Origin of the sequence: Dongia sp., assembly GCF_041905885.1 — a bacterium.
Lineage (GTDB): Bacteria > Pseudomonadota > Alphaproteobacteria > Dongiales > Dongiaceae > Dongia.
Genome location: NZ_JAYRKD010000014.1, coordinates 45,026 through 65,389, shown reverse-complemented (window position 1 = coordinate 65,389; position 20,364 = coordinate 45,026). Strand labels below are relative to the sequence as shown.

Sequence of the window (20,364 nt, the reverse complement as noted above, 5' to 3'; positions counted from 1 at the left end):
CGTCAGTGCTCCTTGCCGTTCTTCGGTGCGAGCACCAGGTCGTGCGCGTTCAGGATCTCGCTGAGGGCCGCATCGGCGGCCTTGCTGTCGCCGGCCCGGATCTGCTCGCGGGCGCGACGCATTGTGTCGATCGCGACGGCGAGAAGCGCATAGGTGCGTTCGGTCTCGGTGCCGAACAGAGCGACCTTGGCCATCGCAGGGCCGAGGAAGGGGAGGTCGAGCAGGTTGCGATCAGCCATCACCAGATCGATCCTGGAGGCGGAATATTTGGTTCCTCGCCGCGACGAGCGAAGTAGCGAAGCCATTCCTGCTTCTGGCGCTCAAGCTCTCGCTCGTAGGTCGGGTCACGGTCGAAATCCTGGATGAGGCCACACATCATTGCGACGCGGCCGCAAAGCGTCACGTCTTTCCCGTTATTGAAATCCTTGAGCATGGCGTCCGTGAGCTTGATCCCATGCTGCTTGAACCACGCCAGGTTTGCCGCCTCTCGGTCGCGCATCCGCTTTGCGAGAGTCTCCAACGCCTTCGGGGTCCAGCGATCGAGGCCATCGCCAGGCGCGGCGCCCTGATGCATCGTGAACTGAGTGGTGGGCCGGGCCCGTCGGACTTGCGCCGCAGCGAATATCCCCACGGCCGCGCTGGCGACACAGGCGAGGCCATGCGCTTCGATCGGTCGATCGAGATCTTCGAGATCCTTTCTGATTGCCTCGCCGACCTTCGCGAAACCGCCCGGGGAATCGACATACAGAACAACTTTCGGCGCCTTCCATGCCTCAGCGATCTTGCGTCTGATGATGGGCTCGTATCCCTCCGTAAGTTGGCCCTTCAGCGCGATGACAGCTGGAGGGTGCTCTCCGCGCTCCGCATAGACACGCGCCTGGTCTTCCTGTGACCGACGGATCAGGCGCAGCACGCGATCTTTGCGCGGCGCCGCGCTGAGCAGGCCTTCGGCGACGAGCGCCTCGTATTTGGGGCCGCGCGGCATCTACTTGAACCTGGAAGTGCGGGCGGCCGGGTGCAGTTTCCCGGCCGCCCTCGGATACCGCGCGCCGAAGTCAGCCAGCGGGTCCAGCGGCTGCGCGGTTGCGTCTCCTCCGAGCAAAAGGTCGATGCGATCGGCGATGCCCTCTGCCTCGTCATCGAGATCGAAGCGTGTGTCGCAGTCCTCGTTGAAGTTCGACGTCGGTGTGTCTCCGTGCTGATGGAAGTGCAGTTGCACGTTGCTGCCGGCGGCCGCGTTGATATTCACGGCGGTGCGGCGATCGACCGTATTCGGCTGCGCCAGTGCGGCGGCAACACGGTCACGGTTAGGCGTCAGGGACACGATTTTGCTCATTGGCTTAGACCCCAAACGCTGACCGAAGGTCCCGCAGCGTCGCCCGGATCCGATCGGCCTGGCTGATCTGCTTCGGGCCGCTGATGCCGTTCGCGACGGCGAAGTCTTTCAGTTCTTTCAGCGCGGCAGCGATACGGTCGAGGCCTTCGAGACGGGTCGAAACGGCTTCGGCCAGGTCGTCGGCGGATGCCGTCATGACCGCCGCGAGCTTCTCCTGCAGAGCCGGGCGGTGCTCGATCACCTTGGCGCGCGCTGCGCCGAGACGCTGGTCGGCGAGCTCGAGATCGCCGCCAAGGCGGATCATGTCGTCGCTGGCCTTGGTGGCGCCGGCGTTATGCGCCACGGTGATGGCCACCTGGTGTTCGCCTGCGATCGCCGCGCGTTCCTTGCGGGCCGCTGCGCAAGCCGCCTCTGCGAGCACGAGCGCGCCGGGCTTCTTTGGTGCCTGCAGCTGCTCAAGCAACGGTGCGACGTCGTCGCGCTGGGGCAGGTCGGCTTTCATCATGATCGTCATTTGGCTCCTCCGTTGCAACGGACGTTGGAGCCAAACCGTGTGCAATCTCAACGGGCGAAAGTTGCGCACGCTCTTCGCCGATGATGGTGATGATCTGTCGCAGGTTCGGCCACATCGACCAGGCAGAAACCGCGGCGATCTCACGGCGGAGCTGCCGCCGCTCGGCGGTGTCCAAGAGCTCGACGGCTCGTGGATCCTCGCCAAGCAGCCGAGCAATAAGGCGGGTCGATGGCGCGCTTCCAACCAGCGTCTCCCGCAGCCAGGCGGCAAGCCGGCGGATTTCGGCGTCGCGCTCGGCCCGGACCTGGGACGGCGTCAGATCGCGCGCGCCGTACGCCAGCAAGCGCTCGAGCGCCGCCTCATCCCGGTGCTTTCGCCAACGCTCGAGCAGCCAGTCGCGCCGGACGCAGGCGAACACAGTGCCATGCGCAAAGGCAAAGCGGTCAGGCATCGCTGGGATGCTCACAGCAGGCCTCCTTCGGTGCGGACTTCGGAAATTGCGAAGCCGTGCCGATTGGCAAACGCTGCAGCCTCGATCGCGATGCGGTCAGGCGAAGCGCGAAACCATGCGCTTCGGACATGGATACCTGCGAGCGTCGTCCTGAGATGTCGATCGAGCGCGACGGCTTGCTCAGCTCCTGGACACTCGAACGCGCGCGCGACGACCAGCAGCCGCCATGTGGCGGCCTGGAAGGTCGCTAGACGCTCGGCCGGATTTCGGCAGGCGGTGATAAGCCCGACGCCGTCGATCTCCGCTTCGGTGATCACCGCGACAAAATTTCCGATGCGGTGCATTGGGTGCCGCGGGCCAGGCTTGCGCCCGGCGCCTGGCCGCGCGCCGCCTCGCGCCGATCTCTTCCGACCTTCCGACTCCATCGCGTCACTCCATTTGATTACGCATCCTATGCGTGCGTAAACACGCGTAATTCAATCTCTCTGGCGCGAAAAAAAATCTCGCGCATGACTAGGGCGCGGTCGGGATCGACCGAAGGCGGTAGATTTTCGACCCCCCCCCAGGCGCACAGGCACCCGCACAACTGCACACTCTCTAAGAGAGTGTGTGCAGGTTGTGCGGGGGTGGGTGCCGCGCACAGGTTTAACGATTGTGCGGGGCTGTGCGAGTTGTGCGGGGTAGCGGCAACTCTCTGAACGAACGCCAATAATCCGATAAGCACACCCGCACAGCGCGCCATCACATGTTGTGCAAACCGGACGCGAGACCCGCACATTACCTTTGTGGAGAGAGGATGCGGCTTGTGCGCGTCACGACGCACCTCCGACCGGCCAGACGTGGTCGTTCCAGGCACCTACCAGACCTCGCGCCTGCAGCTGCTTCGACGCCCTGTCGAAGGCCATGCGCTTAGCGTTTTGCTGTCCGCCGCTGATGTCTCGCGCGTAAGTGATCTTGCGCCAGAGCTCGACGTTCACCGTCTTCACGTTGCCGGGGATGTGAACGCTAGAAGGCGGAACTTCACCTGCCTCACCGATCGCCTGTACCAGCGCCTCGAGGGCGATCCGGCAAGCCGGCGAAAGCTTCGGCCCGGCAAACTTCGCTTCCGGACTTTCGTCATCCGCGGGAACAATGGCGCAGCTGGTGATCGGGTCGCCGTCGTCGTCGGTCCCGACTTCCATCACCACCAGCCGACTGCCGATCACGTCACCTTCGGCGCCGTCCTTCAGCCACTCGACTGTGGCCGTGATCAGCCCGCCCGCCTCGCGCTTCACCGCAACCTGCGCATCAGCCGCCCCCGTGAGGCTGGTATGCCCGCGCGGCCGACTGCCATCGATTCCGCTATGATGGACGAGAATGACGGAGCAGCCGAACGCCTCTCTGATCGCGTCGCAGGCTTTGATGTAGGCGCCCATATCCTCGTCGCTGCTCTCGCTGCCGGCAATTGATCGGTTGAGCGTGTCGATAGCGATTGCGCCAGGAGCGAGATCGAGCGGAAGCTGCGCGCGAATGTCGGCAATCAGCAGGCCCGCGTCGGTAGCAAGATCAAGGCGCGTCGTCAGTAGGTAGAACGGCGGATCTTCGGTAGCTCCAAGACCGTGATGGTGACGGAACGCCTCATTGCGCGCACCGAGCCCGCGGGCTCCCTCACATGCGATGTAAATGACCGGCGCCTGTGTCACACGGCGGCCCCGATAGGGCCAGCCCATGGCGATGTGCAGACATGCATCATAAAGCCAGAACGACTTGCCGCACTTGGGCCTACCCCAAACCACAGCCAGTCCCTCGCGCGGGAATATCCCCTTGATGAGATAGCTGGGTTCGGTCAGCAGCGGCAGGTCCCGCAGCCGCACCAGCTGAAAGCGACGATGGTGCCGGCCGCCCGGTTCGTCGGACCATCGCCCATCCGCCGCGTCGAGCGCGTTTTCGGTCATGACGTCACCACGTCCGCCCAATCGGCGCCTATCTCGCGCGGACTGACGATCCGGCATTCGCGGCCCGCATCGCGCCATCGCGTGCGACAGGTATCGGCTGACCGCAATCCGGCTTTGTCGTGGTCTGCAAAGAGAGTGAGACTTTCCACGCCTAGGAGAACTGGCCAGGTGGCCATGTTGCCGGCATCGATCGCGGCCCATACCGGATGCCAACCGTCCGCCATGACGCGCAGCGCCGTCTCGATGCCCTCCGCAAGACCGAGGCCGGCCTGCACCTGCTCATCGGCACAGAGCCGAATGCAACCACCGGCCTTGCGATGTCCAGTCAACAGCAGTTTCGCCTTCTCGACCTCAGCTTTGCCGGAGCCATCGCCACGCAACCGCGTGAAGTGCAGGGATATCGGTGCCGCAGTGAGGGCATCGGTAACGCGCGCCATCATGCAGGGATGCGGGCCGAATGGCCCTGGTGGCAGAAATCGAATCTCATCAGACCGCGGCAGCGCGCAGCAGCGGGCCCGGAGATAAGTCTCTACCGGCGTCCCCGCGATCGGTTCGCCTTGGCACCACAGATGTTCCGCCCGCGATGACCAATCCAGGGGCTGCGCCGGTGGCTTTGTGGCCACACGGTCGCGGTCGGAACGGTCACCAGGTCGGGCAGCCCCGGCCTCCCCAAGCTGTGGCAAGAGTCCACGCCGGCGCAGCTCTACCAGGATCTCGCGCCCGGCGCAGCCTGCATGGCAATGAACCACAACCCCGCCGTCAGCGCCGTCAGCGAGTGCGAACGCCGCCTTGGTTCCGCCGTGCAGCGGACAGGGGCCCCGCCATTGGCGACCAGACCGGCGCAGTTTCAGGCCCTCGGCGATCTCAGCCGCGCTCATGCTCCGCCGCCATCAATCTCAGCGGCAAGGCGCAGCAGCTCGCCCTCGATGGCTTCGCGCTCTCGCCGCGGCCGCTCGGGATCGCCTCGGAAGATGTCGCCAAGACGCCGCACCCGTCCCGCCAGCCGACGGAGCCGGGTGGCTGGGGAGCCATCGCCGGCACCGCGCCGGGGGCTGGTGGCATCGCCGGTCACGGCGCAACCTCCTGAAGGAACGCCGCGCGCTCGGCCTCAGAGGCCCGGCCCCAAGCTGATCGGAGCGCCGGCAAAGCGGGCTTGCTCGGCCGAGCATTTCGTGGGCTGCGCGCCTGTTTCAGCGCCTGGTGCACAGTCATCTGGCCGCGCTCGACGGCCCGTATCAGGTCCTCACGGCCGCTGCGCTGCAACTCCAGTGATGACCAGATCAGGCGCTCCGACACCTTGAAGTGGATTGCCAGGGCCGCAACACGCTTCCGCTTCGCCAGGCCGCTGCAAATCTGCAGCAACCGATCCGTCCCTTGATCGGTCGCCGTGACCGGCTTATCTTTCGTGAGCCCTGCCAGGCACGATAGATCACCGTCAGCGCCCGCCGCCGGCACTAGCCGCGGCGGGTGTTCTATTTCGGCCATGGCAGATTCACGCGGCTTGCTGCGGCTTCAGCGACGCCAGGAACGCGGCCGGTGGAGTTACAATCAGCCGCTTTTTACCCACCTGCACGCTTTCAATAGAGCGCATGTTGATGAGTTGATACACCTTGGTCCGTCCGAGGCCAGTCAAGGTGCACCAGTCATTTATCGACCAGGCGCAGGGGTCTATTGGCCGCGAACGGGGGGACAGCTTCGGCATGGCGTCGGCTCCATTAGAGTTTTGTTGCAGGGTCTCTTTCGGTGCTGGCGGGGATCAGCCGCGAAGCCGCCCACGAACGTGCGCCCCATGCCGCCCACACTTCAAAATCGTGCCGATTCGGGCATGGATTCTGGGGTTGGGAGGGGGGACGGTCGAATGTCGATTTTTTCTGGTGCGGGCGCGGCGAAACAGATGCCCGCAAAGTGCGCATCTGTTCTTGCTAGATGGCTATTGTGCTTTAAGGGATATGGCCGTGTTCCGCCAAGCGGGGGGGCATATCACAGAACTTGGGTGGCTGCGCGTGATGACAACGGCATCCGCGTCGACTCGACCCGGGGCGCAGTACTTCAGCTTCGTGTCGCTGATACTGCCGACTGACAGTCACAGTCAAGCCCTATGACGACCATTTGTGAACAATGACAGAAAGTGACGACTATAAGGCGTGCCGCATGGTCACCACTTTGCCGCCGGCCGTGCCGCTTTCGAGGAACCCGGCCCAGGCCGCAATGAGCTTCCGCCGCTTCTCGAAGAAATCGCTGCGCCGATAGGCCTCGATCACCGCATCGCTCACGGCATGAGCGAGACAGGCCTCGGCGACCGCTTCGGCAAAAGCGGTCTGCTCGGCGGCCCAAGTTCGGAACGTCGAGCGGAATCCATGCGGTACCGCATCGATTTTCATGCGCCGCGTGACCATCAGCATAGCCTGGTTGCTCAAGTGCCCGCCGGTCGAGCCGCCAGCTAGCACGGCGTCCCCGGTCTTGATCGCATTGAGCTTGCGCAGCAGGGCGACGGCGGGATCGCTCAGTGGGATCTTGTGCTCGACGCCGGCCTTCATGCGCTCTGCCGGGATCGTCCAGAGCGCGCGGTCTAGATTGATCTCCGACCATGTCGCGCCGATCACCTCGACGGTGCGTGTAGCAGTGAGGATGGCGAGCTCGAGCGCGCGGGCCGCCATGCCGTCGTGCAGCTGTAGGCGCGGCCAGAAGGCCGGCATAGCCTGATAGGGCAGGGCGGCATGGTGCTTAGTCTTGGCGACGTCACCGCGCGCCGGCAGCACGTTTGCCAGATGGCCGCGCCAGCGGGCGGGGTTCTCGCCTGAGCGCGCGCCGCGGACCTTGGCATAGTCGAGCACGGCTTCGATGCGCCCGCGGATTCTCGACGCGGTTTCCGGCACCGTGCCCCAGATCGGCTCAAGCACCTTCAGCACCAGCGCGGTGTCGATCTTGCCTACCGGCAGCGCGCCGATGGTCGGGTAAACGTGCGACTCGAGGGTGCTCGACCACTGATCGGAGTGCTTAGCGTTCTTCCAGCCAGGGCGCTTCGCATCCTGATAGGCTTCCGCGGCCTGCTTAAACGTCGTCGCCTTCGCCGCGGCGATCTCCGCATCTGCCGCAGCGTCGCGCCTGGCATCGATCGGGTCGATGCCGGCGCTGACCTGCTTCTTCGCCTCGATCGCTTTCTCTCGCGCTTCTGCGAGCGGGAGGACGGCGACGGCACCAAGGCCCATGTCGCGGCGCCGGCCGGCGAGGGCATAACGGAAGATCCAGCTCTTCGCGCCGGTCGCCGTAACCTGCAGGTAGAGACCGTTGCCGTCGGCAAACATGCCTGCTTTGCGGATCGTCTCGACCTTGCGGGCGGTCAGCCCTGCTGCGCGCTTTGGCACCGGATTAGCACCCCTGGCCCTGGTTTGATGGGTACGGGAACGCTTGGGGAGCTGCCGGATGATGGGTCCGAGAAGCTGCCCAACAATGTACCCATCATCGCACAGCGGTTTGTAGCGAACAAGTGCGAACACACACGATGGCATTTTCCGCGAAAATCGACCATTCTCGCCGCCTTTGCGAACCCCCGCGGCTGACCGCGAATAGGGTTTTGGCGGATGGGGTGAGATTCGAACTCACGGTGAGCTTGCACCCACGCCGGTTTTCAAGACCGGTGCCTTAAACCACTCGGCCACCCATCCCCAGGACGCCGCACTCCTTAAAGGAGCGGACACGCCGCGCCAACCCCGGTTTTGGCCCAGGGCGGCGCCTGTGATTCACGACATAGTGAATCCAACTGAATCAATCGGATTCTTGAATTTCTTGAACCACGACCTTTATGTTGCACACCAAGTCGTTGTTCACCCGAGTCGACTGTTAATGGAGATTAAGATGACACTGCGCGTTGCCACGGGTTCGGCCCGTTTCGGTCTGGCCACCCTGGCGCTTTCCGGGCTGCTGCTGACGGGCTGTGCCGGCATGGGTGACACCGAGCAGCGCGTCCTGACCGGTGCCGCAATCGGTGCCGGTGCCGGCGCGGGTCTGGGTGCAGTAACCGGCGGCTTGAGCATCCCGGCGGGCGCCATCATCGGCGCGGGCGCGGGTGCCGTCACCGGCCTGGCGGTCGATGCCTTGAAGAAGCAGCCGTAGCCGCCTCGACTTCGGCTCTTGGTCCTAGGGACAGGCCCGGCAGAATCGTTTGATGCCGCGAACCCTATTGGTTAGCCTGCGACGGCCTTGAGATTCGGGGATTTGAGTAGCATCAGGATGACGCGTGCGCTGAGGGCATCGCTGGATTTGGGTCGGATGATACTCGTCGCGCTGTGCCTTGCCGGCTGCGCCGAGACGACCCTCGTCACCAACGGCTCGAAGCTCGCGACCGAAGACTCGAACACCATCCCACCCTACAAGCTCGGCAAGCCGTATCAGATCGAGGGCGCCTGGTACTACCCGAAGGTCGACTACGACTACAGCGAGACCGGCATCGCCTCGTGGTATGGACCGGACTTCCATGGCAAGAGCACGGCCAACGGCGAGATCTTCGACCAGAATGCGCTGACCGCCGCGCATAAGACGCTGCCGATGCCGACCATTGTGCGGGTCACCAATCTCGAAAACGGCCGCTCGATCGAGGTCCGGATCAACGATCGCGGGCCGTTCAAGAACAACCGGGTCATCGACCTTACGCGCCGCGGCGCGCAGCTGCTCGGCTTCGAGGGCCAGGGCACCGCGCGGGTCAAGGTGCAGGTGATGAAAGAGGACAGCATCCTGCTGGCCAACAAGGTGGGCGGCGCGCAGCTCGCCTATGCCGGCGAGCCGGAGCCGCTGGCGGGCGGGCCGAAGCCGCAGGCCGCACCGGCCGGGACCGTGGTGACGCAGAAGCTGCCGCCGGGACAATCGGCCCCGGCCCCGGCCCCGGCGCAGACCTCGGCCTCGACCGTGCAGCCGCAGGCCTCAAGCTCGGTGGTCGGCCTGCCGAAGCCGTCGGCGCAGCAGGCGGCGGCCACCATTCCCTCGCTCAACGGCTCAGTCTCGTACCAGCCGGTGAAGCCGACCCATATCTTCATCCAGGCCGGCGCCTTCCTGCAGCAGAGCAATGCGCTGAAGCTGACCCAGCAGCTCGCCTCGCTCGGCCAGACCCGGGTCACCCAGGCGCGGGTCGGCACGCAGACCTTCTATCGCGTGCGACTCGGGCCGATCTCGAAGATCGAGGATGCCGATACGTTGCTGCAGCAGGTGATCGGCACCGGCCAGCCCGACGCCCGGATCGTGGTGGAATAGGCCGGGATTGCGCGGCTTTTCGGGGCCGGGTTCCATTCATTGCTGGACGCTTGACGGCTTCGCTGCTTTGCCGCAATGGTCCTTTATGACTCACAGGAATTGGCGGCGAGGGACGTTCATGTCGCGGCGATGGCTGGCTTCAGGCCTGGTTCTGGCGTTCAGTCTGGCGGCATCCGCCGCCGGGGCCGTAGAGCCGCCGAACGTCCAGGCGCTGCACGTTTATATCGTCGATTACAACACCGGCTCGGTCCTCTACGACAAGGCCGGCACCGAGAAGCTGCATCCGGCGTCGATGAGCAAGCTGATGACGCTCTACATGCTGTTCGATGCCCTGAAGCGCGGCGACGTCAAGCTGACCGACAACTTCCATGTCAGCAAGAAGGCCTGGTCGACCCAGGGCTCGAAGATGTTCGTGCCGATCGACGGCGACATCATGGTCGAGGACCTGATCCGCGGCATCATCGTGCAGTCGGGCAACGATGCCTGCGTGGTGGTGGCCGAAGGGCTCGCCGGCAGCGAGGAGGCCTTCGCCGACCGCATGAACAAGAAGGGCGCCGAGATCGGGCTGAAGAACAGCTTCTTCGTCAATGCATCAGGCCTGCCGGACCCGAACCACCTGATGACGGCGCAGGATCTCTACGTGCTGGCCAATCGCCTGTTCGCCGATTTCCCGGAATTCTATCACTACTTCAGTGAGAAAGAGTTCGTCTTCAACAAGATCAAGCAGGGCAACCGCAATCCCTTGCTCTACCGCCCCGGCACAGGCGTCGATGGGCTGAAGACCGGTCACACCGAGGAGGCGGGCTTCGGCTTGACCGCTTCGGCGATTCGCGATGGGCGGCGCATCTTCATGGTCGTGCACGGCATGACCTCGATGCAGGACCGCGCCGACGAGACCGGCCAGTTGCTCGACTGGGCCTTCCGCTCGTTCGGCGACTACACGGTGGCGAAGAAGGACACGATCCTCGCCCAGGCCAATGTCTGGATGGGCCAGCAGAAGACCGTGCCGCTGACCGTGGCCCAGGACCTGCTGGTGACCCTGCCGGTTTCCGAGCGCGACAAGATCCAGGTGAAGGCGGTCTATGACGGGCCGGTCGCCGCACCCGTCGCCGCCGGCCAGCCGGTCGGCGAACTGGTGATGACCATCCCCGGCATGCCGGAGTTCCGGGCACCGCTGGTCGCGGCGCAAGAGGTGCCGCAGCTCGGCTTCGGCGGCCGCGTGGTCGCGATGCTGCAGCAGATGATCTTCGGCCCAGAGCAAGCCCAGGCCGAGCAGCCGCCGGCGGAACAGCAGCCGCAGCCGCAGACCCAAACCAACTGACGCGGGCGCGAGGCCGATGTCGACGCCGGTGCGCCCGCCGCTGAAATTCGTCACGTTCGAAGGCGGCGAGGGCGGCGGCAAGTCGACCCAGCTTCGTCTCCTGGCCGAGGCGCTGCGCAAGGCCGGCGAGACCGTGGTCACTACGCGCGAGCCCGGCGGCGCAGCAGGCGCCGAGGAGATCCGGCGCCTGCTGGTCGAGGGCGAGCCCGGGCGCTGGCCGGCCGATGCCGAGGCCCTGCTGCATTTCGCGGCGCGGGCCGAGCATCTCGCCAAGGTGATCCGGCCGGCGCTCGACGAAGGCAAATGGGTGCTCTGCGATCGCTTCGCGGATTCAACGCTCGCGTATCAAGGCTACGGCCAGGCCCAGGATCTCGGCTGGCTGCAGCAATTGCGCTCGCAGATCGTCGGCAAGACCGAGCCGGGCCTCACGCTCATTCTCGACCTGCCGGTCGACATCGGCCTCGGCCGGGCCGCCGAGCACCAGCGCTACGAACGCATGGGCCGCGCCTTCCACGAGCGACTGCATGCGGGCTTCCTGGCGATCGCCAAAGAGGAACCGGAGCGCTGCAAGCTCATCGACGCGACGCTGCCGATCGAGAAGGTCGCCGCGGCAGTGCGCGCCGCCGTGGCCAAGCGGTTCCGCGTCCAGCTCTGATGGCGCGCCGGCCCGCCGCCGATGCCGATGCCCGCATCCTGCCGCCGCCCGCGGCAGCCAACGCGACGCGGCTGATCGGCCATGAAGCGGCCGAGCTCGGGTTCCTGACCGCACTGGAATCCGGGCGGATGCCGCATGCCTGGCTGATCACCGGCCCGAAGGGCGTCGGCAAGGCGACACTCGCCTTTCGCATGGCGCGCGCTCTGCTCTCGACGCCGGCGCAGACGGAAGAGGGCGGCGGCCTGTTCGGGGAAGCGCCGAAGCGTGCGGCGAGCCTGGAGATGGAAACCGGGCATCCGGTGTTTCGCCGTCTCGCGGAGCTGGCGCATTCCGACTTCCGGCTGCTGCGACGCTCGCTCAACGATAAGGGCAAGCTCCGCAGCGAGATCGTCATCGAGGACGTCCGCGCCGCGATCGACTTCCTCAGGATGACCCCGGCCGAGGGCGATTGGCGGGTGCTGATTGTCGATGCGGCGGACGATCTCAACCGCAACGCCGCGAACGCGCTGCTGAAGATCCTGGAAGAGCCGCGGCCGCGCACGGTGCTGATCCTGGTCTCCCACGCGCCGGGCCGGCTGCTGCCGACCATCCGCTCGCGCTGCCGGCGCCTGACCTTGTCGCCGCTGCCGGAGGCGGTGATGGCGGCGGAGCTCAAAGCCCGGGCGCCGGAGCTCGAGGGCGAGGATCTCAACCTGGTGGCGGCGCTGGCCGAGGGCAGCCTGGGTCATGCCCTGACCCTGGTCGAGACCGAGGCCGTGGGCTTGTTCCACGAGATCGCCGGGCTGTTGGTGCAATGGCCGCGCACCGATACGGCGGCCCTGCACAAGCTGGCGGACCGCGTCAGTGGTCGCGGCAGCGAACTGGCTTTCGAGCAGGCGGCGGAGTTGCTGGAATGGATCGGGGCGCGCTTCCTCAGGAACGCCGCTTTAGGCGGAAATGTGGCGCCGGAGCGCTTCCCGGGCGAGGCGGATCTGACCCGGAAATGGCTTGGGGCGGCCGGGCTTGATCGCTGGCTGGAGCTGTGGGAGAAAGTCGAGCGGCTGTTCGCCCGGGTGCTGAGCGTCAATCTCGACCGCCGGCAGGCCTGGCTGACGGCTTGGCTCGCTCTCCAGACCGTGGAGGCGGGTGGTCTCGGCGACGGATAGGCCGGGGCCGTGCGAGCGAAAGCTCGCCGCTCTCCTACAACCCCAGGAATCCGATGGCCGATCGCAAGAGCTTCTACGTCACCACGCCGATCTACTATGTGAACGATTCACCGCATATCGGGCACGCCTACACCTCGCTTGCCTGCGATGCCCTGGCGCGGTTCATGCGGCTCGACGGCTATGACGTGCATTTCCTGACCGGCACCGACGAGCACGGGCAGAAGGTCGAGAAATCGGCGGAAGCGGCCGGCAAGAGCCCGCAAGCCTTCACCGACGAGGTCTCGCAGCGCTTTCGCCTGCTCGCCGAGGCGATGAACTTCAGCAACGACGACTTCATCCGCACGACCGAGCGCCGGCATATCGAATCCTGCCAGGAGCTGTGGCGGCGATTGAAAGAGCGGGGCCAGATCTATCTCGGCTCCTATTCCGGCTGGTACGCGGTCAGGGACGAGGCCTTCTACCAGGAGGACGAGCTCGAGACTCGTCCGGACGGCAAGAAGATCGCCAAGGCCTCCGGCGCCGAAGTCGCCTGGGTCGAGGAGCCGAGCTACTTCTTCCAGCTCTCCGCCTGGACCGAGCCGCTGCTGGATTTCTACGCCAAGAACCCGGATTTCATCGGCCCGGATTCCCGCCGCAACGAGGTGATCAGCTTCGTGAAGCAGGGGCTGAAGGACTTGTCGGTCTCGCGCACCACCTTCAAATGGGGCGTTCCGGTGCCCGACGACGCCGACCACATCATGTATGTCTGGCTGGACGCGCTGACCAACTATATCACCGCGGTCGGCTTTCCCGACACCGAGCAGGAAAACTACATCAAGTTCTGGCCGGCCGACCTGCACATGGTCGGCAAGGATATCGTCCGCTTCCATGCGGTCTACTGGCCGGCCTTCCTGATGGCGGCCGGCCTCGAGCCGCCGAAGCGCGTCTTCGCCCATGGCTGGTGGACCAACGAAGGCCAGAAGATCTCGAAGTCGCTCGGCAACGTGATCGATCCGCATGAGCTGATCCAACGCTATGGCCGCGACCAGGTGCGCTATTTCCTGCTGCGCGAGGTGCCGTTCGGCAATGACGGCGACTTCTCGCACCGCGGCATGGTGCAGCGGATGAATGGCGACCTCGCCAACGGCATCGGCAATCTGTCGCAGCGCGTGCTGTCGATGATCAACAAGAACTGCGAGGCCAAGCTGCCGTCGCATGGCGTGCTGACCGAGGCCGACCGAAAGCTGCTCGGCGCGGCGCATGGCCTGCTCGCGGCGGTGCGGCCGTTGATGGCCTCGCAGCAGTTCCACAAGGCACTGGAAGCGATCTGGCAGGTGGTGACCGAGGCCGACCGCTATGTGGACGAGCAGGCGCCCTGGGCGTTGAAGAAGACCGATCCGGCGCGGATGGGCACGGTGCTCTATGTGCTGGCCGAGACCATCCGGCATCTGGCCTTGCTGATCCAGCCCTTCATGCCGGAATCCAGCGCGAAGATCCTGGACCAGCTCGAGGTGCACAACGACGACCGCAGCTTCGCGGCGCTTGGGCCGGAACACGCCTTGGCGAGCGGCACCGATCTGCCGAAGCCGGAAGGGGTGTTCCCGCGCTTCGTCGAAGAGACGGCGGCATGAGTGCTCGGCTGATCGACAGCCACTGCCATCTCGATTTTCCGGATTTCCAGGGGCAGGTGCCGGAGGTGCTGGCGCGCGCCGAGGCCAACGGCGTCGCCCATCTGGTCACCATCTGCACCAAGGTCACCGAGTTCGACAAGGTGCTGGCGATCGCCGAGAGCGATCCCCGGATCAGCTGCTCGGTCGGCATCCATCCGCACGAGGCGGCCGAGGAACCCGCGGTCGACACCGAGCGGCTGGTGGAACTGGCCCAGCACCCCAAGGTGGTCGGGATCGGCGAGGCCGGGCTCGATTACTACTACGACAAGAGCCCGCGCGAACGGCAGCGCCAGGTCTTCGCCACCCATATCGAGGCCGCGCGCCGCTCCGGCCTGCCGCTGATCGTGCACAGCCGCGACGCCGACGACGACACGATCGAGGAGCTGAAGATCGGGGCGGGGAAGGGCGGCCTCACCGGGGTCATCCACTGCTTCACCTCGACCCAAAAGCTGGCGGATGCGGCGCTGGAGATCGGCTTCTACATCTCGCTCTCCGGCATCGTGACCTTCAAGAATGCCGAGGAGCTGCGCGCGGTGATCAAGACCGTGCCCTTGGACCGGCTGCTGGTGGAGACGGATTCGCCCTACCTGGCACCCGTACCGAAACGCGGCAAGAAGAACGAGCCCAGCTACGTCAAGCACACCGCCGAGTTCGCCGCACAGCTGTTCGGTATGTCGGGCGAAGCCTTCGCGGCGAAAACGACAGAGAATTTCAAGCGGCTGTTCTCGAAGGCGCAGGTTCAGGCCTAGCCTATGAAGAGCATTCTCCTCGCCACCGCTCTTGGAATTGCCTGGGCATCCCTGACCCTATGGATGGCATTCGAGAACAACAATCAAGGTGAGCTCTTCGAGACGCAATCGGGCGCGATTGTCTGGCGTTCGGTGCTGGCGTTTTTTCTCGGGCAATTCATCGCGATCTTCGTTGCTGTTTGCGCGCTCAGCGCCATGTTGCAGGCGGCGTGGCACAAGCTCGGTCGCCTTGGAGTGAAACCCAAGTCATGAAAGTCACCGTGCTCGGCTGCGGCGGCTCCGGCGGCGTGCCGCTGATCGGCAACAACTGGGGCTCCTGCAACCCGGACAACCCGAGGAACCGGCGGCGCCGGGTCTCGGTCCTGGTGCAGCATGCGGGTGCCAACATCGTGCTCGACACCTCGCCGGACTTCCGGGCGCAGATGCTGGACGCGAATGTCGGCAAGCTCGATGCGATCCTCTACACCCACGACCACGCCGACCATACCCAGGGCATCGACGACGTGCGCTTCATGCGCTCCTATGACAAGAGCCAGCGCATCCCGGCCTATGGCGCGGCGGAGACCTTGCGCACCTTGAGCGAGCGCTTCGCCTATATCTTCACCCAGAACACCGACGGCTCGGGCCATCTCTACAAGCCGTTCCTCGAAGCAAAGCCAGTCTCGGGACCGTTCGAGCTTTGTGGCCTCACCGTGACGCCCTTCGACCAGGATCACGGCTTCGGCTCGAAAACCTTGGGCTATCGCGTCGGCTCCATGGCCTATTCGACCGATGCGGTCGACCTGCCGGAGGAAGCCTTCGAGATTCTCGCAGGGCTCGACCTCTGGATTGTCGACTGCCTGCGCTTCGAGCCGCACATGACCCATGCGCATTTCGACAAGGCGATCCAATGGATCGAGCGCCTGAAACCGAAGCACGCGATCCTGACCCATCTTAACCACCAGACCGACTATGATGCGGTGAAGGCGAAATGCCCGCCGGGCGTCGAGCCGGGCTATGACGGCTTGAGCGTGGAGATATGAAGGGCAGCGTCGCCGCGGTCAGCCGCAGCAAGAGCCACCGCTTCAGCAAATCGACCGAGATGAGCATCCGGCTCCTGAAGGGGCAGGGCGTCGAGGGCGATGCGCATAGCGGCGAGACGGTGAAGCATCGCTCGCGGGTCCGGGTCGATCCGACCCAGCCCAATCTCCGCCAGGTGCATCTGGTCCATGCCGAGCTCCACGATGAGCTGACAGCGGCCGGCTTCAAGGTCCATCCGGGCGACATCGGCGAGAACATCACCACCCGCGGCATCGACCTGCTCGGTCTGCCGACTGGGTCGCTGCTCCGCATCGGCCGGACCGCGGTCATCCGCATCACCGGCTTGCGCAATCCCTGCAGCCAGCTGGACGGCTTCCAGCATGGCCTGACAGCCGCGGTGCTGGACCGCGATACCGAGGGCCGGCTGGTGCGCAAGGCCGGTGTGATGTCGGTGGTGCTGGAAGGCGGGGAGGTCGTTCCCGGCGATCCCATCACCGTCGAACTGCCGCCGCAGCCGCACCTGCCGCTGGCCCCGGTCTGATCTGGATCCAAGGCTGAACCGTCCCGTACTGAAAGATCGTTTCGGTTGTGCTAGGATTGCAACCGGCGGGGAATTCAGACATGGGGGAAGCAGCATGGCCGGCGGGAACCGCAATTCCGAAGTGATGCAGTCGATCTATGAGGGCTACAGCCGCGGCGACCGCGCACCGTTCTTTGCGGCCATGGCGGAAGACGGTCGGTTCGGTTTCGCCGCGCGCCGGGAGGATATCGACTTTGCCGGCATGTGGACGGGACACAAGAACATTGCGGAATCGCTCACCAAGCTCGCCAAGCGTTTCCAATGGCAGAAGTTCCGCTGCCGCGAGCTGATCGCCGACGGCGATCGCGTGGTCGCGTTGACCGGCGGCGAAGTCAAATGCCTGGTCAGCGACTGCGTGATGCCCTTCGACATGGTGGATGTCATTCGCTTCCGCGACGGTAAGATCGTGGAGTTCGTCGAGTATTTCGATTCGGCATTTCTCCGCGACGTCGTCGCGGCGCAGGCCAAGCCGAAATCCCTTCGACGCCAGGCCGCACCCAAGGCCAGGAAGAAAGCGGCGCCCAAGCGCGCGGCGAAGCCCCCATCCCGCAAGGCCAAGGGCAAACCCAAGAAGCGAAAGTAGGGAACTGCCGCTCGCTTGCGTTTGATGCTACGAAGCTGACGGTTTTCCTCTCGGAGTCCGTCCGCCATGGCAAAGTCCCGCAAGATCCTGCTCGCCGGCGAATCCTGGGCAAGTGCTGCGACCCATTACAAGGGTTTCGACCAGTTTTCCTCGGTGACCTTCCATCTCGGCGCCGAGCCCCTGGTCGCGGCGCTGAAGGGTAGTGCGTTCAACCTGCGCTATATGCCGGCGCACGAGGCCCAGGAGGCGTTTCCGCAGAGCCTGGAGGCGCTCTCGGCCTATGACGCGGTCATGCTGTCGGATATCGGCGCCAACACCTTGCTGCTGCACCCGGACACCTGGCTCCGCAGCAAGCGCACCCCGAACCGGCTGAAGCTGCTGAAATCCTACGTCGAGGCCGGCGGCGGCCTGATGATGGTCGGCGGCTATCTGAGCTTCCAGGGCATCAACGGCGCCGCGCGCTATCACGGCACGGCGGTCGAGGAAGTGCTGCCGGTCGAGATCCACCCCTATGACGACCGCGTCGAGGTGCCGGAAGGTTTCACGCCGGCGATCCGCAAGAAGGGTCATCCGATCCTCGAGGGCTTCACCGGGCGCTGGCCGCAGCTGCTGGGCTTCAACGAGGTGGTGCCGAAGCCGGAGGCCGAGGTGCTGGCGACGGTCTCGGCCGAATATGGCGGCAAGCCGCTGCTGGTGGCCGGGCGGCATGGCAAGGGCCGGACCCTGGCCTGGACCTCGGACATCGGGCCGCATTGGCTTCCGCCGGAATTTGTCGCATGGAAGGGCTATGCCCGGCTCTGGACCCAGTCTTTGGTCTGGCTCTGCGGCGATCGCTGACCGGGTCCTAAGATCAGCTTGACGATGCCCACCCGGACATTGCTAAGTACCGGCCATATTTGAAGAATCCAGACAGGGTGGGGCTCTGTCTCGAGGTTTGGAGTGAAGGCGTGGACGCTGGCTATACCCGAGACGGCAGGAAGAAGACGCTTCTGTGGCGCGCGCGCAAGGCGCGCCGGCGTTTCGTCAAGAAGACCGGGCGGAAATTCATCCTCGGCGTCGCGAACTTCATCGGGCGCCAGGGCACGGTCCCGGACCGGCCGGTGCACGACCGCAACCTCTATCCGTTCCTTGGTCCGGTCGAGGCGAACTGGACCACGATCCGTGCCGAGCTCGCCGAGCTCTTGAAGGATCGCGAGCGCCTGCCGGCGTTCCACCAGATCTCCCGCGACCAGAAGAAGATCTCCAAGGCTGACCGCTGGAAGGTCTTCATCCTCTATGGCTTCGGCGTGCCGAGCCGGCGCAATTGCGAGCGCTGCCCGGAGACCGCCAAGCTGCTGCAGCAGATCCCGAACCTGCAATCCGCCTGGTTCTCGATCCTGTCGCCGCATTACCACATCGCCCGGCACCGCGGCGTCACCAAGACCGTGCTGCGCTCCCATCTCGGCCTGATCATCCCCAAGGAACGCGAGCGCTGCCGCATGGAGGTTGGCCAGGACATCGTGGTCTGGGAGACCGGCAAATGCGTGGTGTTCGACGACTTCTTCCCGCATGAGGTCTGGAACGACACCGACGAGGAGCGGGTGGTCCTGATCTTCGACTTCGACCGCCCGATGCATCTGCCGGGCCGGCTGGTCGGCAAGCTGCTGACCTGGGGCATCAAGCGCACCGCCTATTTCAAGGATGCCGAGCGCAACCTGAAGAACTGGGACGAGCGCCTCGAAGCGGCGGTCACCACCGCCGAAGAGATGATGGAAGCCCGCAACTAGCGGCATTCCAAGTCCCTAAAGGCCAATATCCGCAAGCTGGCCCGGCGCGTTAGCGTTTCCCGCTGATACACGAGGGGGCGGTGACTCATGCAGGTCGAACCCGTGCGCACCGACCTGGCGCAACGCACGCTGGGGATCGTCTTCATCGTGGGATTGCTGGCGCTCTGCCTGTGGATCCTGCAGCCCTTCCTGCCAGCCATCGCCTGGGGCGCCACCCTGGTGATCGCGACCTGGCCGCTGCTGCTCCGGCTCCAGGCGCGGTTGGGGAGCCGGGGGCGGGCGGTCACCGTCATGACCCTGGCCTTATTGTTGGTGCTGGTGGTGCCGATCTGGCTGGCGATAGACACCATCGTCGAGAACTCCGGCGAGATCGTGCGGATCGTGGGATCGGCGTCCGATGCCCATATCCCGCCGCCACCGGACTGGCTCGCCGGCCTGCCGCTGGTCGGCCCCCGCTGGCATGCCGCCTGGCAGGGCGCCGTCGATAACGGCGGCCAGGATCTCGTGGTCAAGATCCGGCCCTATGTCCTGATGGCGACCCAGTGGTTCATCGGCGCGGTCGGCAGCTTCGGCGGCCTGTTGGTGCAGTTCCTGCTGACCGTGGCGGTCTCGGCGGTGCTGTTCGCGCGCGGCGAGGCGGCCGCGGCCTATGCCATGCGCTTCGGCGCCCGGCTTGCCGGCGAGCGCGGCCGGCATGCCATCGTTCTGAGCGGCAAGGCGATCCGCGGCGTCGCCCTGGGCGTCGTGGTGACGGCCTTCATCCAGGCAGCCTGCAGCGCCTTGGCCCTGGTGGTGACCGGCGTGCCTTATGCCTCGATCCTGAGCGCGCTGATCTTGATGTTGTGCGTGGCGCAGCTCGGGCCGGCTTTGGTGATGCTGCCGACGGTCGGCTGGCTCTATTGGAGCGGCGACACCCTGACCGGGACCATCCTGCTGGCCCTGACCATCCCATGCATGCTCATGGACAACTTCCTCCGCCCGATCCTGATCAAGAAAGGCGTGGACTTGCCGCTGCTGCTGATCCTGGTCGGCGTGATCGGCGGCCTAGTGGCCTTCGGCCTGATCGGCCTGTTCCTGGGCCCGACGGTGCTGGCGGTCGGCTATACCTTGTTCGACGCCTGGGTGGCCGAAGCTGCGCTGCCCGAAGACGAGCGGCGCGAGGCAAAGCCGGTCCCGGTGCCCAATGAGGTCGCCCGGTAGTTATCATATTTTCCATAATATACATTATGCGAATAATAAATGATAGATTTAGCACTGTTACAATGCGTTAAGTTATGATCTGCGCGGAATTCTCTCCCTCAACCTTGTTCCCTCCGTTCGCCTTGGCCGGGCTCTTGGCTGCGGGGAACCTTGCAGGCTTTTAGAGGTTGAGCTGTAGCGAGTTGTTGCGCCTCCGGGGCCTGAGCGGCCATTCTGA

At 65.1% G+C, this 20,364-nt stretch carries 26 protein-coding genes and 1 tRNA gene; 14 read left to right on the top strand and 13 right to left on the bottom strand.

The window, feature by feature from the left end; translation table 11 throughout:
• Positions 1–2: 2 nt before the first annotated feature.
• The 13 genes from ACH2CY_RS15505 to ACH2CY_RS15445 all read right to left on the bottom strand — a co-directional run bounded on the left by ACH2CY_RS15505 (position 3) and on the right by ACH2CY_RS15445 (position 7,900).
• Positions 3–239 carry a hypothetical protein gene (locus ACH2CY_RS15505; protein WP_395020199.1) on the bottom strand — a complete coding sequence of 79 codons (237 nt, stop codon included), beginning with the start codon at positions 237–239 and terminating at the stop codon, positions 3–5.
• The gene (locus ACH2CY_RS15500; protein WP_395020198.1) at positions 239–985 is read right to left on the bottom strand and encodes an ATP-dependent Clp protease proteolytic subunit; all 747 of its coding nucleotides are present in this window, start codon (positions 983–985) and stop codon (positions 239–241) included. Before ACH2CY_RS15500 ends, ACH2CY_RS15505 begins: the two co-directional genes overlap by 1 nt.
• Positions 986–1,336 (bottom strand): hypothetical protein, encoded by a 351-nt coding sequence (locus tag ACH2CY_RS15495; protein WP_395020196.1) that lies wholly within the window; start codon positions 1,334–1,336, stop codon positions 986–988.
• A 4-nt stretch (positions 1,337–1,340) separates the two neighbouring features.
• Positions 1,341–1,850: a hypothetical protein gene (locus ACH2CY_RS15490; protein WP_395020195.1), complete on the bottom strand. Its 510-nt coding sequence runs from the start codon at positions 1,848–1,850 to the stop codon at positions 1,341–1,343.
• Entirely contained in the window at positions 1,792–2,316 is a 525-nt protein-coding gene (locus tag ACH2CY_RS15485; protein ID WP_395020194.1) for a hypothetical protein, read from the bottom strand. The genes ACH2CY_RS15490 and ACH2CY_RS15485 overlap by 59 nt, the downstream gene beginning before the upstream one ends.
• A complete protein-coding gene (locus tag ACH2CY_RS15480) occupies positions 2,313–2,645 on the bottom strand; it encodes a hypothetical protein (RefSeq protein ID WP_395020193.1) in 333 nt (110 codons plus the stop codon). The genes ACH2CY_RS15485 and ACH2CY_RS15480 overlap by 4 nt, the downstream gene beginning before the upstream one ends.
• 468 nt (positions 2,646–3,113) lie before the next feature.
• A complete protein-coding gene (locus tag ACH2CY_RS15475; protein WP_395020192.1) occupies positions 3,114–4,235 on the bottom strand; it encodes an AAA family ATPase in 1,122 nt (373 codons plus the stop codon).
• Entirely contained in the window at positions 4,232–4,675 is a 444-nt protein-coding gene (locus ACH2CY_RS15470) for a toprim domain-containing protein (RefSeq protein WP_395020191.1), read from the bottom strand. Before ACH2CY_RS15470 ends, ACH2CY_RS15475 begins: the two co-directional genes overlap by 4 nt.
• A gap of 434 nt (positions 4,676–5,109) precedes the next feature.
• Positions 5,110–5,307, bottom strand: coding sequence for a hypothetical protein (locus tag ACH2CY_RS15465; RefSeq protein ID WP_395020190.1), 198 nt, complete (start codon positions 5,305–5,307; stop codon positions 5,110–5,112).
• A complete protein-coding gene (locus ACH2CY_RS15460; RefSeq protein ID WP_395020189.1) occupies positions 5,304–5,720 on the bottom strand; it encodes a hypothetical protein in 417 nt (138 codons plus the stop codon). The genes ACH2CY_RS15465 and ACH2CY_RS15460 overlap by 4 nt, the downstream gene beginning before the upstream one ends.
• A 7-nt stretch (positions 5,721–5,727) precedes the next feature.
• The gene (locus tag ACH2CY_RS15455) at positions 5,728–5,937 is read right to left on the bottom strand and encodes a hypothetical protein (protein ID WP_395020188.1); all 210 of its coding nucleotides are present in this window, start codon (positions 5,935–5,937) and stop codon (positions 5,728–5,730) included.
• A gap of 433 nt (positions 5,938–6,370) precedes the next feature.
• Positions 6,371–7,600 (bottom strand): tyrosine-type recombinase/integrase, encoded by a 1,230-nt coding sequence (locus ACH2CY_RS15450; RefSeq protein WP_395020270.1) that lies wholly within the window; start codon positions 7,598–7,600, stop codon positions 6,371–6,373.
• A 210-nt stretch (positions 7,601–7,810) separates the two neighbouring features.
• Positions 7,811–7,900: transfer RNA gene (locus ACH2CY_RS15445), tRNA-Ser, on the bottom strand.
• A gap of 190 nt (positions 7,901–8,090) precedes the next feature.
• Between ACH2CY_RS15445 and ACH2CY_RS15440 the strand changes: the two genes are divergently transcribed.
• The 14 genes from ACH2CY_RS15440 (at position 8,091) to ydiK (ending at position 20,147) form a co-directional block, all read left to right on the top strand.
• Positions 8,091–8,348 (top strand): YMGG-like glycine zipper-containing protein, encoded by a 258-nt coding sequence (locus ACH2CY_RS15440; RefSeq protein ID WP_395020186.1) that lies wholly within the window; start codon positions 8,091–8,093, stop codon positions 8,346–8,348.
• 156 nt (positions 8,349–8,504) lie between these two features.
• On the top strand, positions 8,505–9,479 hold the full coding sequence (locus tag ACH2CY_RS15435) for a septal ring lytic transglycosylase RlpA family protein (RefSeq protein WP_395020185.1): 975 nt from the start codon (positions 8,505–8,507) through the stop codon (positions 9,477–9,479).
• Between the two features lie 118 nt (positions 9,480–9,597).
• Complete coding sequence (locus ACH2CY_RS15430) at positions 9,598–10,800, top strand: D-alanyl-D-alanine carboxypeptidase family protein (protein WP_395020184.1); 1,203 nt, start codon at positions 9,598–9,600, stop codon at positions 10,798–10,800.
• A 16-nt stretch (positions 10,801–10,816) separates the two neighbouring features.
• Positions 10,817–11,455 carry a dTMP kinase gene (tmk, locus tag ACH2CY_RS15425; protein WP_395020183.1) on the top strand — a complete coding sequence of 213 codons (639 nt, stop codon included), beginning with the start codon at positions 10,817–10,819 and terminating at the stop codon, positions 11,453–11,455.
• Positions 11,455–12,600 (top strand): DNA polymerase III subunit delta', encoded by a 1,146-nt coding sequence (locus ACH2CY_RS15420; RefSeq protein ID WP_395020182.1) that lies wholly within the window; start codon positions 11,455–11,457, stop codon positions 12,598–12,600. The genes tmk and ACH2CY_RS15420 overlap by 1 nt, the downstream gene beginning before the upstream one ends.
• Positions 12,601–12,653: 53 nt before the next feature.
• Entirely contained in the window at positions 12,654–14,210 is a 1,557-nt protein-coding gene (metG, locus tag ACH2CY_RS15415; RefSeq protein WP_395020181.1) for a methionine--tRNA ligase, read from the top strand.
• On the top strand, positions 14,207–14,998 hold the full coding sequence (locus tag ACH2CY_RS15410; RefSeq protein WP_395020180.1) for a TatD family hydrolase: 792 nt from the start codon (positions 14,207–14,209) through the stop codon (positions 14,996–14,998). The genes metG and ACH2CY_RS15410 overlap by 4 nt, the downstream gene beginning before the upstream one ends.
• A 3-nt stretch (positions 14,999–15,001) precedes the next feature.
• Positions 15,002–15,250 carry a hypothetical protein gene (locus tag ACH2CY_RS15405; RefSeq protein WP_395020179.1) on the top strand — a complete coding sequence of 83 codons (249 nt, stop codon included), beginning with the start codon at positions 15,002–15,004 and terminating at the stop codon, positions 15,248–15,250.
• Positions 15,247–16,020: an MBL fold metallo-hydrolase gene (locus ACH2CY_RS15400; RefSeq protein ID WP_395020178.1), complete on the top strand. Its 774-nt coding sequence runs from the start codon at positions 15,247–15,249 to the stop codon at positions 16,018–16,020. Before ACH2CY_RS15405 ends, ACH2CY_RS15400 begins: the two co-directional genes overlap by 4 nt.
• Positions 16,017–16,559, top strand: coding sequence for an MOSC domain-containing protein (locus ACH2CY_RS15395; protein ID WP_395020177.1), 543 nt, complete (start codon positions 16,017–16,019; stop codon positions 16,557–16,559). The genes ACH2CY_RS15400 and ACH2CY_RS15395 overlap by 4 nt, the downstream gene beginning before the upstream one ends.
• Positions 16,560–16,653: 94 nt before the next feature.
• Positions 16,654–17,181, top strand: a complete 528-nt coding sequence (locus tag ACH2CY_RS15390; protein ID WP_395020176.1) for a nuclear transport factor 2 family protein — start codon at positions 16,654–16,656, stop codon at positions 17,179–17,181.
• Between the two features lie 66 nt (positions 17,182–17,247).
• The gene (locus ACH2CY_RS15385) at positions 17,248–18,018 is read left to right on the top strand and encodes a glutamine amidotransferase (protein ID WP_395020175.1); all 771 of its coding nucleotides are present in this window, start codon (positions 17,248–17,250) and stop codon (positions 18,016–18,018) included.
• Between the two features lie 110 nt (positions 18,019–18,128).
• A complete protein-coding gene (locus ACH2CY_RS15380; RefSeq protein ID WP_395020174.1) occupies positions 18,129–18,947 on the top strand; it encodes an aspartyl/asparaginyl beta-hydroxylase domain-containing protein in 819 nt (272 codons plus the stop codon).
• Positions 18,948–19,034: 87 nt separating this feature from the next.
• Positions 19,035–20,147, top strand: coding sequence for an AI-2E family transporter YdiK (gene ydiK / locus ACH2CY_RS15375; RefSeq protein WP_395020173.1), 1,113 nt, complete (start codon positions 19,035–19,037; stop codon positions 20,145–20,147).
• The last annotated feature ends 217 nt before the right edge of the window (positions 20,148–20,364 follow it).

Excerpts from the sequence above, each read along its gene's own strand:
- ACH2CY_RS15505 (WP_395020199.1), bottom strand. The coding sequence starts at position 239 with ATGGCTGATCGCAACCTGCTCGACCTCCCCTTCCTCGGCCCTGCGATG.
- ACH2CY_RS15500 (WP_395020198.1), bottom strand. The coding sequence starts at position 985 with ATGCCGCGCGGCCCCAAATACGAGGCGCTCGTCGCCGAAGGCCTGCTC.
- ACH2CY_RS15495 (WP_395020196.1), bottom strand. The coding sequence starts at position 1,336 with ATGAGCAAAATCGTGTCCCTGACGCCTAACCGTGACCGTGTTGCCGCC.
- ACH2CY_RS15490 (WP_395020195.1), bottom strand. The coding sequence starts at position 1,850 with ATGACGATCATGATGAAAGCCGACCTGCCCCAGCGCGACGACGTCGCA.
- ACH2CY_RS15480 (WP_395020193.1), bottom strand. The coding sequence starts at position 2,645 with ATGCACCGCATCGGAAATTTTGTCGCGGTGATCACCGAAGCGGAGATC.
- ACH2CY_RS15475 (WP_395020192.1), bottom strand. The coding sequence starts at position 4,235 with ATGACCGAAAACGCGCTCGACGCGGCGGATGGGCGATGGTCCGACGAA.
- ACH2CY_RS15470 (WP_395020191.1), bottom strand. The coding sequence starts at position 4,675 with ATGATGGCGCGCGTTACCGATGCCCTCACTGCGGCACCGATATCCCTG.
- ACH2CY_RS15460 (WP_395020189.1), bottom strand. The coding sequence starts at position 5,720 with ATGGCCGAAATAGAACACCCGCCGCGGCTAGTGCCGGCGGCGGGCGCT.
- ACH2CY_RS15455 (WP_395020188.1), bottom strand. The coding sequence starts at position 5,937 with ATGCCGAAGCTGTCCCCCCGTTCGCGGCCAATAGACCCCTGCGCCTGG.
- ACH2CY_RS15440 (WP_395020186.1), top strand. The coding sequence starts at position 8,091 with ATGACACTGCGCGTTGCCACGGGTTCGGCCCGTTTCGGTCTGGCCACC.
- ACH2CY_RS15435 (WP_395020185.1), top strand. The coding sequence starts at position 8,505 with ATGATACTCGTCGCGCTGTGCCTTGCCGGCTGCGCCGAGACGACCCTC.
- ACH2CY_RS15430 (WP_395020184.1), top strand. The coding sequence starts at position 9,598 with ATGTCGCGGCGATGGCTGGCTTCAGGCCTGGTTCTGGCGTTCAGTCTG.
- tmk (WP_395020183.1), top strand. The coding sequence starts at position 10,817 with ATGTCGACGCCGGTGCGCCCGCCGCTGAAATTCGTCACGTTCGAAGGC.
- ACH2CY_RS15420 (WP_395020182.1), top strand. The coding sequence starts at position 11,455 with ATGGCGCGCCGGCCCGCCGCCGATGCCGATGCCCGCATCCTGCCGCCG.
- metG (WP_395020181.1), top strand. The coding sequence starts at position 12,654 with ATGGCCGATCGCAAGAGCTTCTACGTCACCACGCCGATCTACTATGTG.
- ACH2CY_RS15410 (WP_395020180.1), top strand. The coding sequence starts at position 14,207 with ATGAGTGCTCGGCTGATCGACAGCCACTGCCATCTCGATTTTCCGGAT.
- ACH2CY_RS15405 (WP_395020179.1), top strand. The coding sequence starts at position 15,002 with ATGAAGAGCATTCTCCTCGCCACCGCTCTTGGAATTGCCTGGGCATCC.
- ACH2CY_RS15400 (WP_395020178.1), top strand. The coding sequence starts at position 15,247 with ATGAAAGTCACCGTGCTCGGCTGCGGCGGCTCCGGCGGCGTGCCGCTG.
- ACH2CY_RS15395 (WP_395020177.1), top strand. The coding sequence starts at position 16,017 with ATGAAGGGCAGCGTCGCCGCGGTCAGCCGCAGCAAGAGCCACCGCTTC.
- ACH2CY_RS15390 (WP_395020176.1), top strand. The coding sequence starts at position 16,654 with ATGGCCGGCGGGAACCGCAATTCCGAAGTGATGCAGTCGATCTATGAG.
- ACH2CY_RS15385 (WP_395020175.1), top strand. The coding sequence starts at position 17,248 with ATGGCAAAGTCCCGCAAGATCCTGCTCGCCGGCGAATCCTGGGCAAGT.
- ydiK (WP_395020173.1), top strand. The coding sequence starts at position 19,035 with ATGCAGGTCGAACCCGTGCGCACCGACCTGGCGCAACGCACGCTGGGG.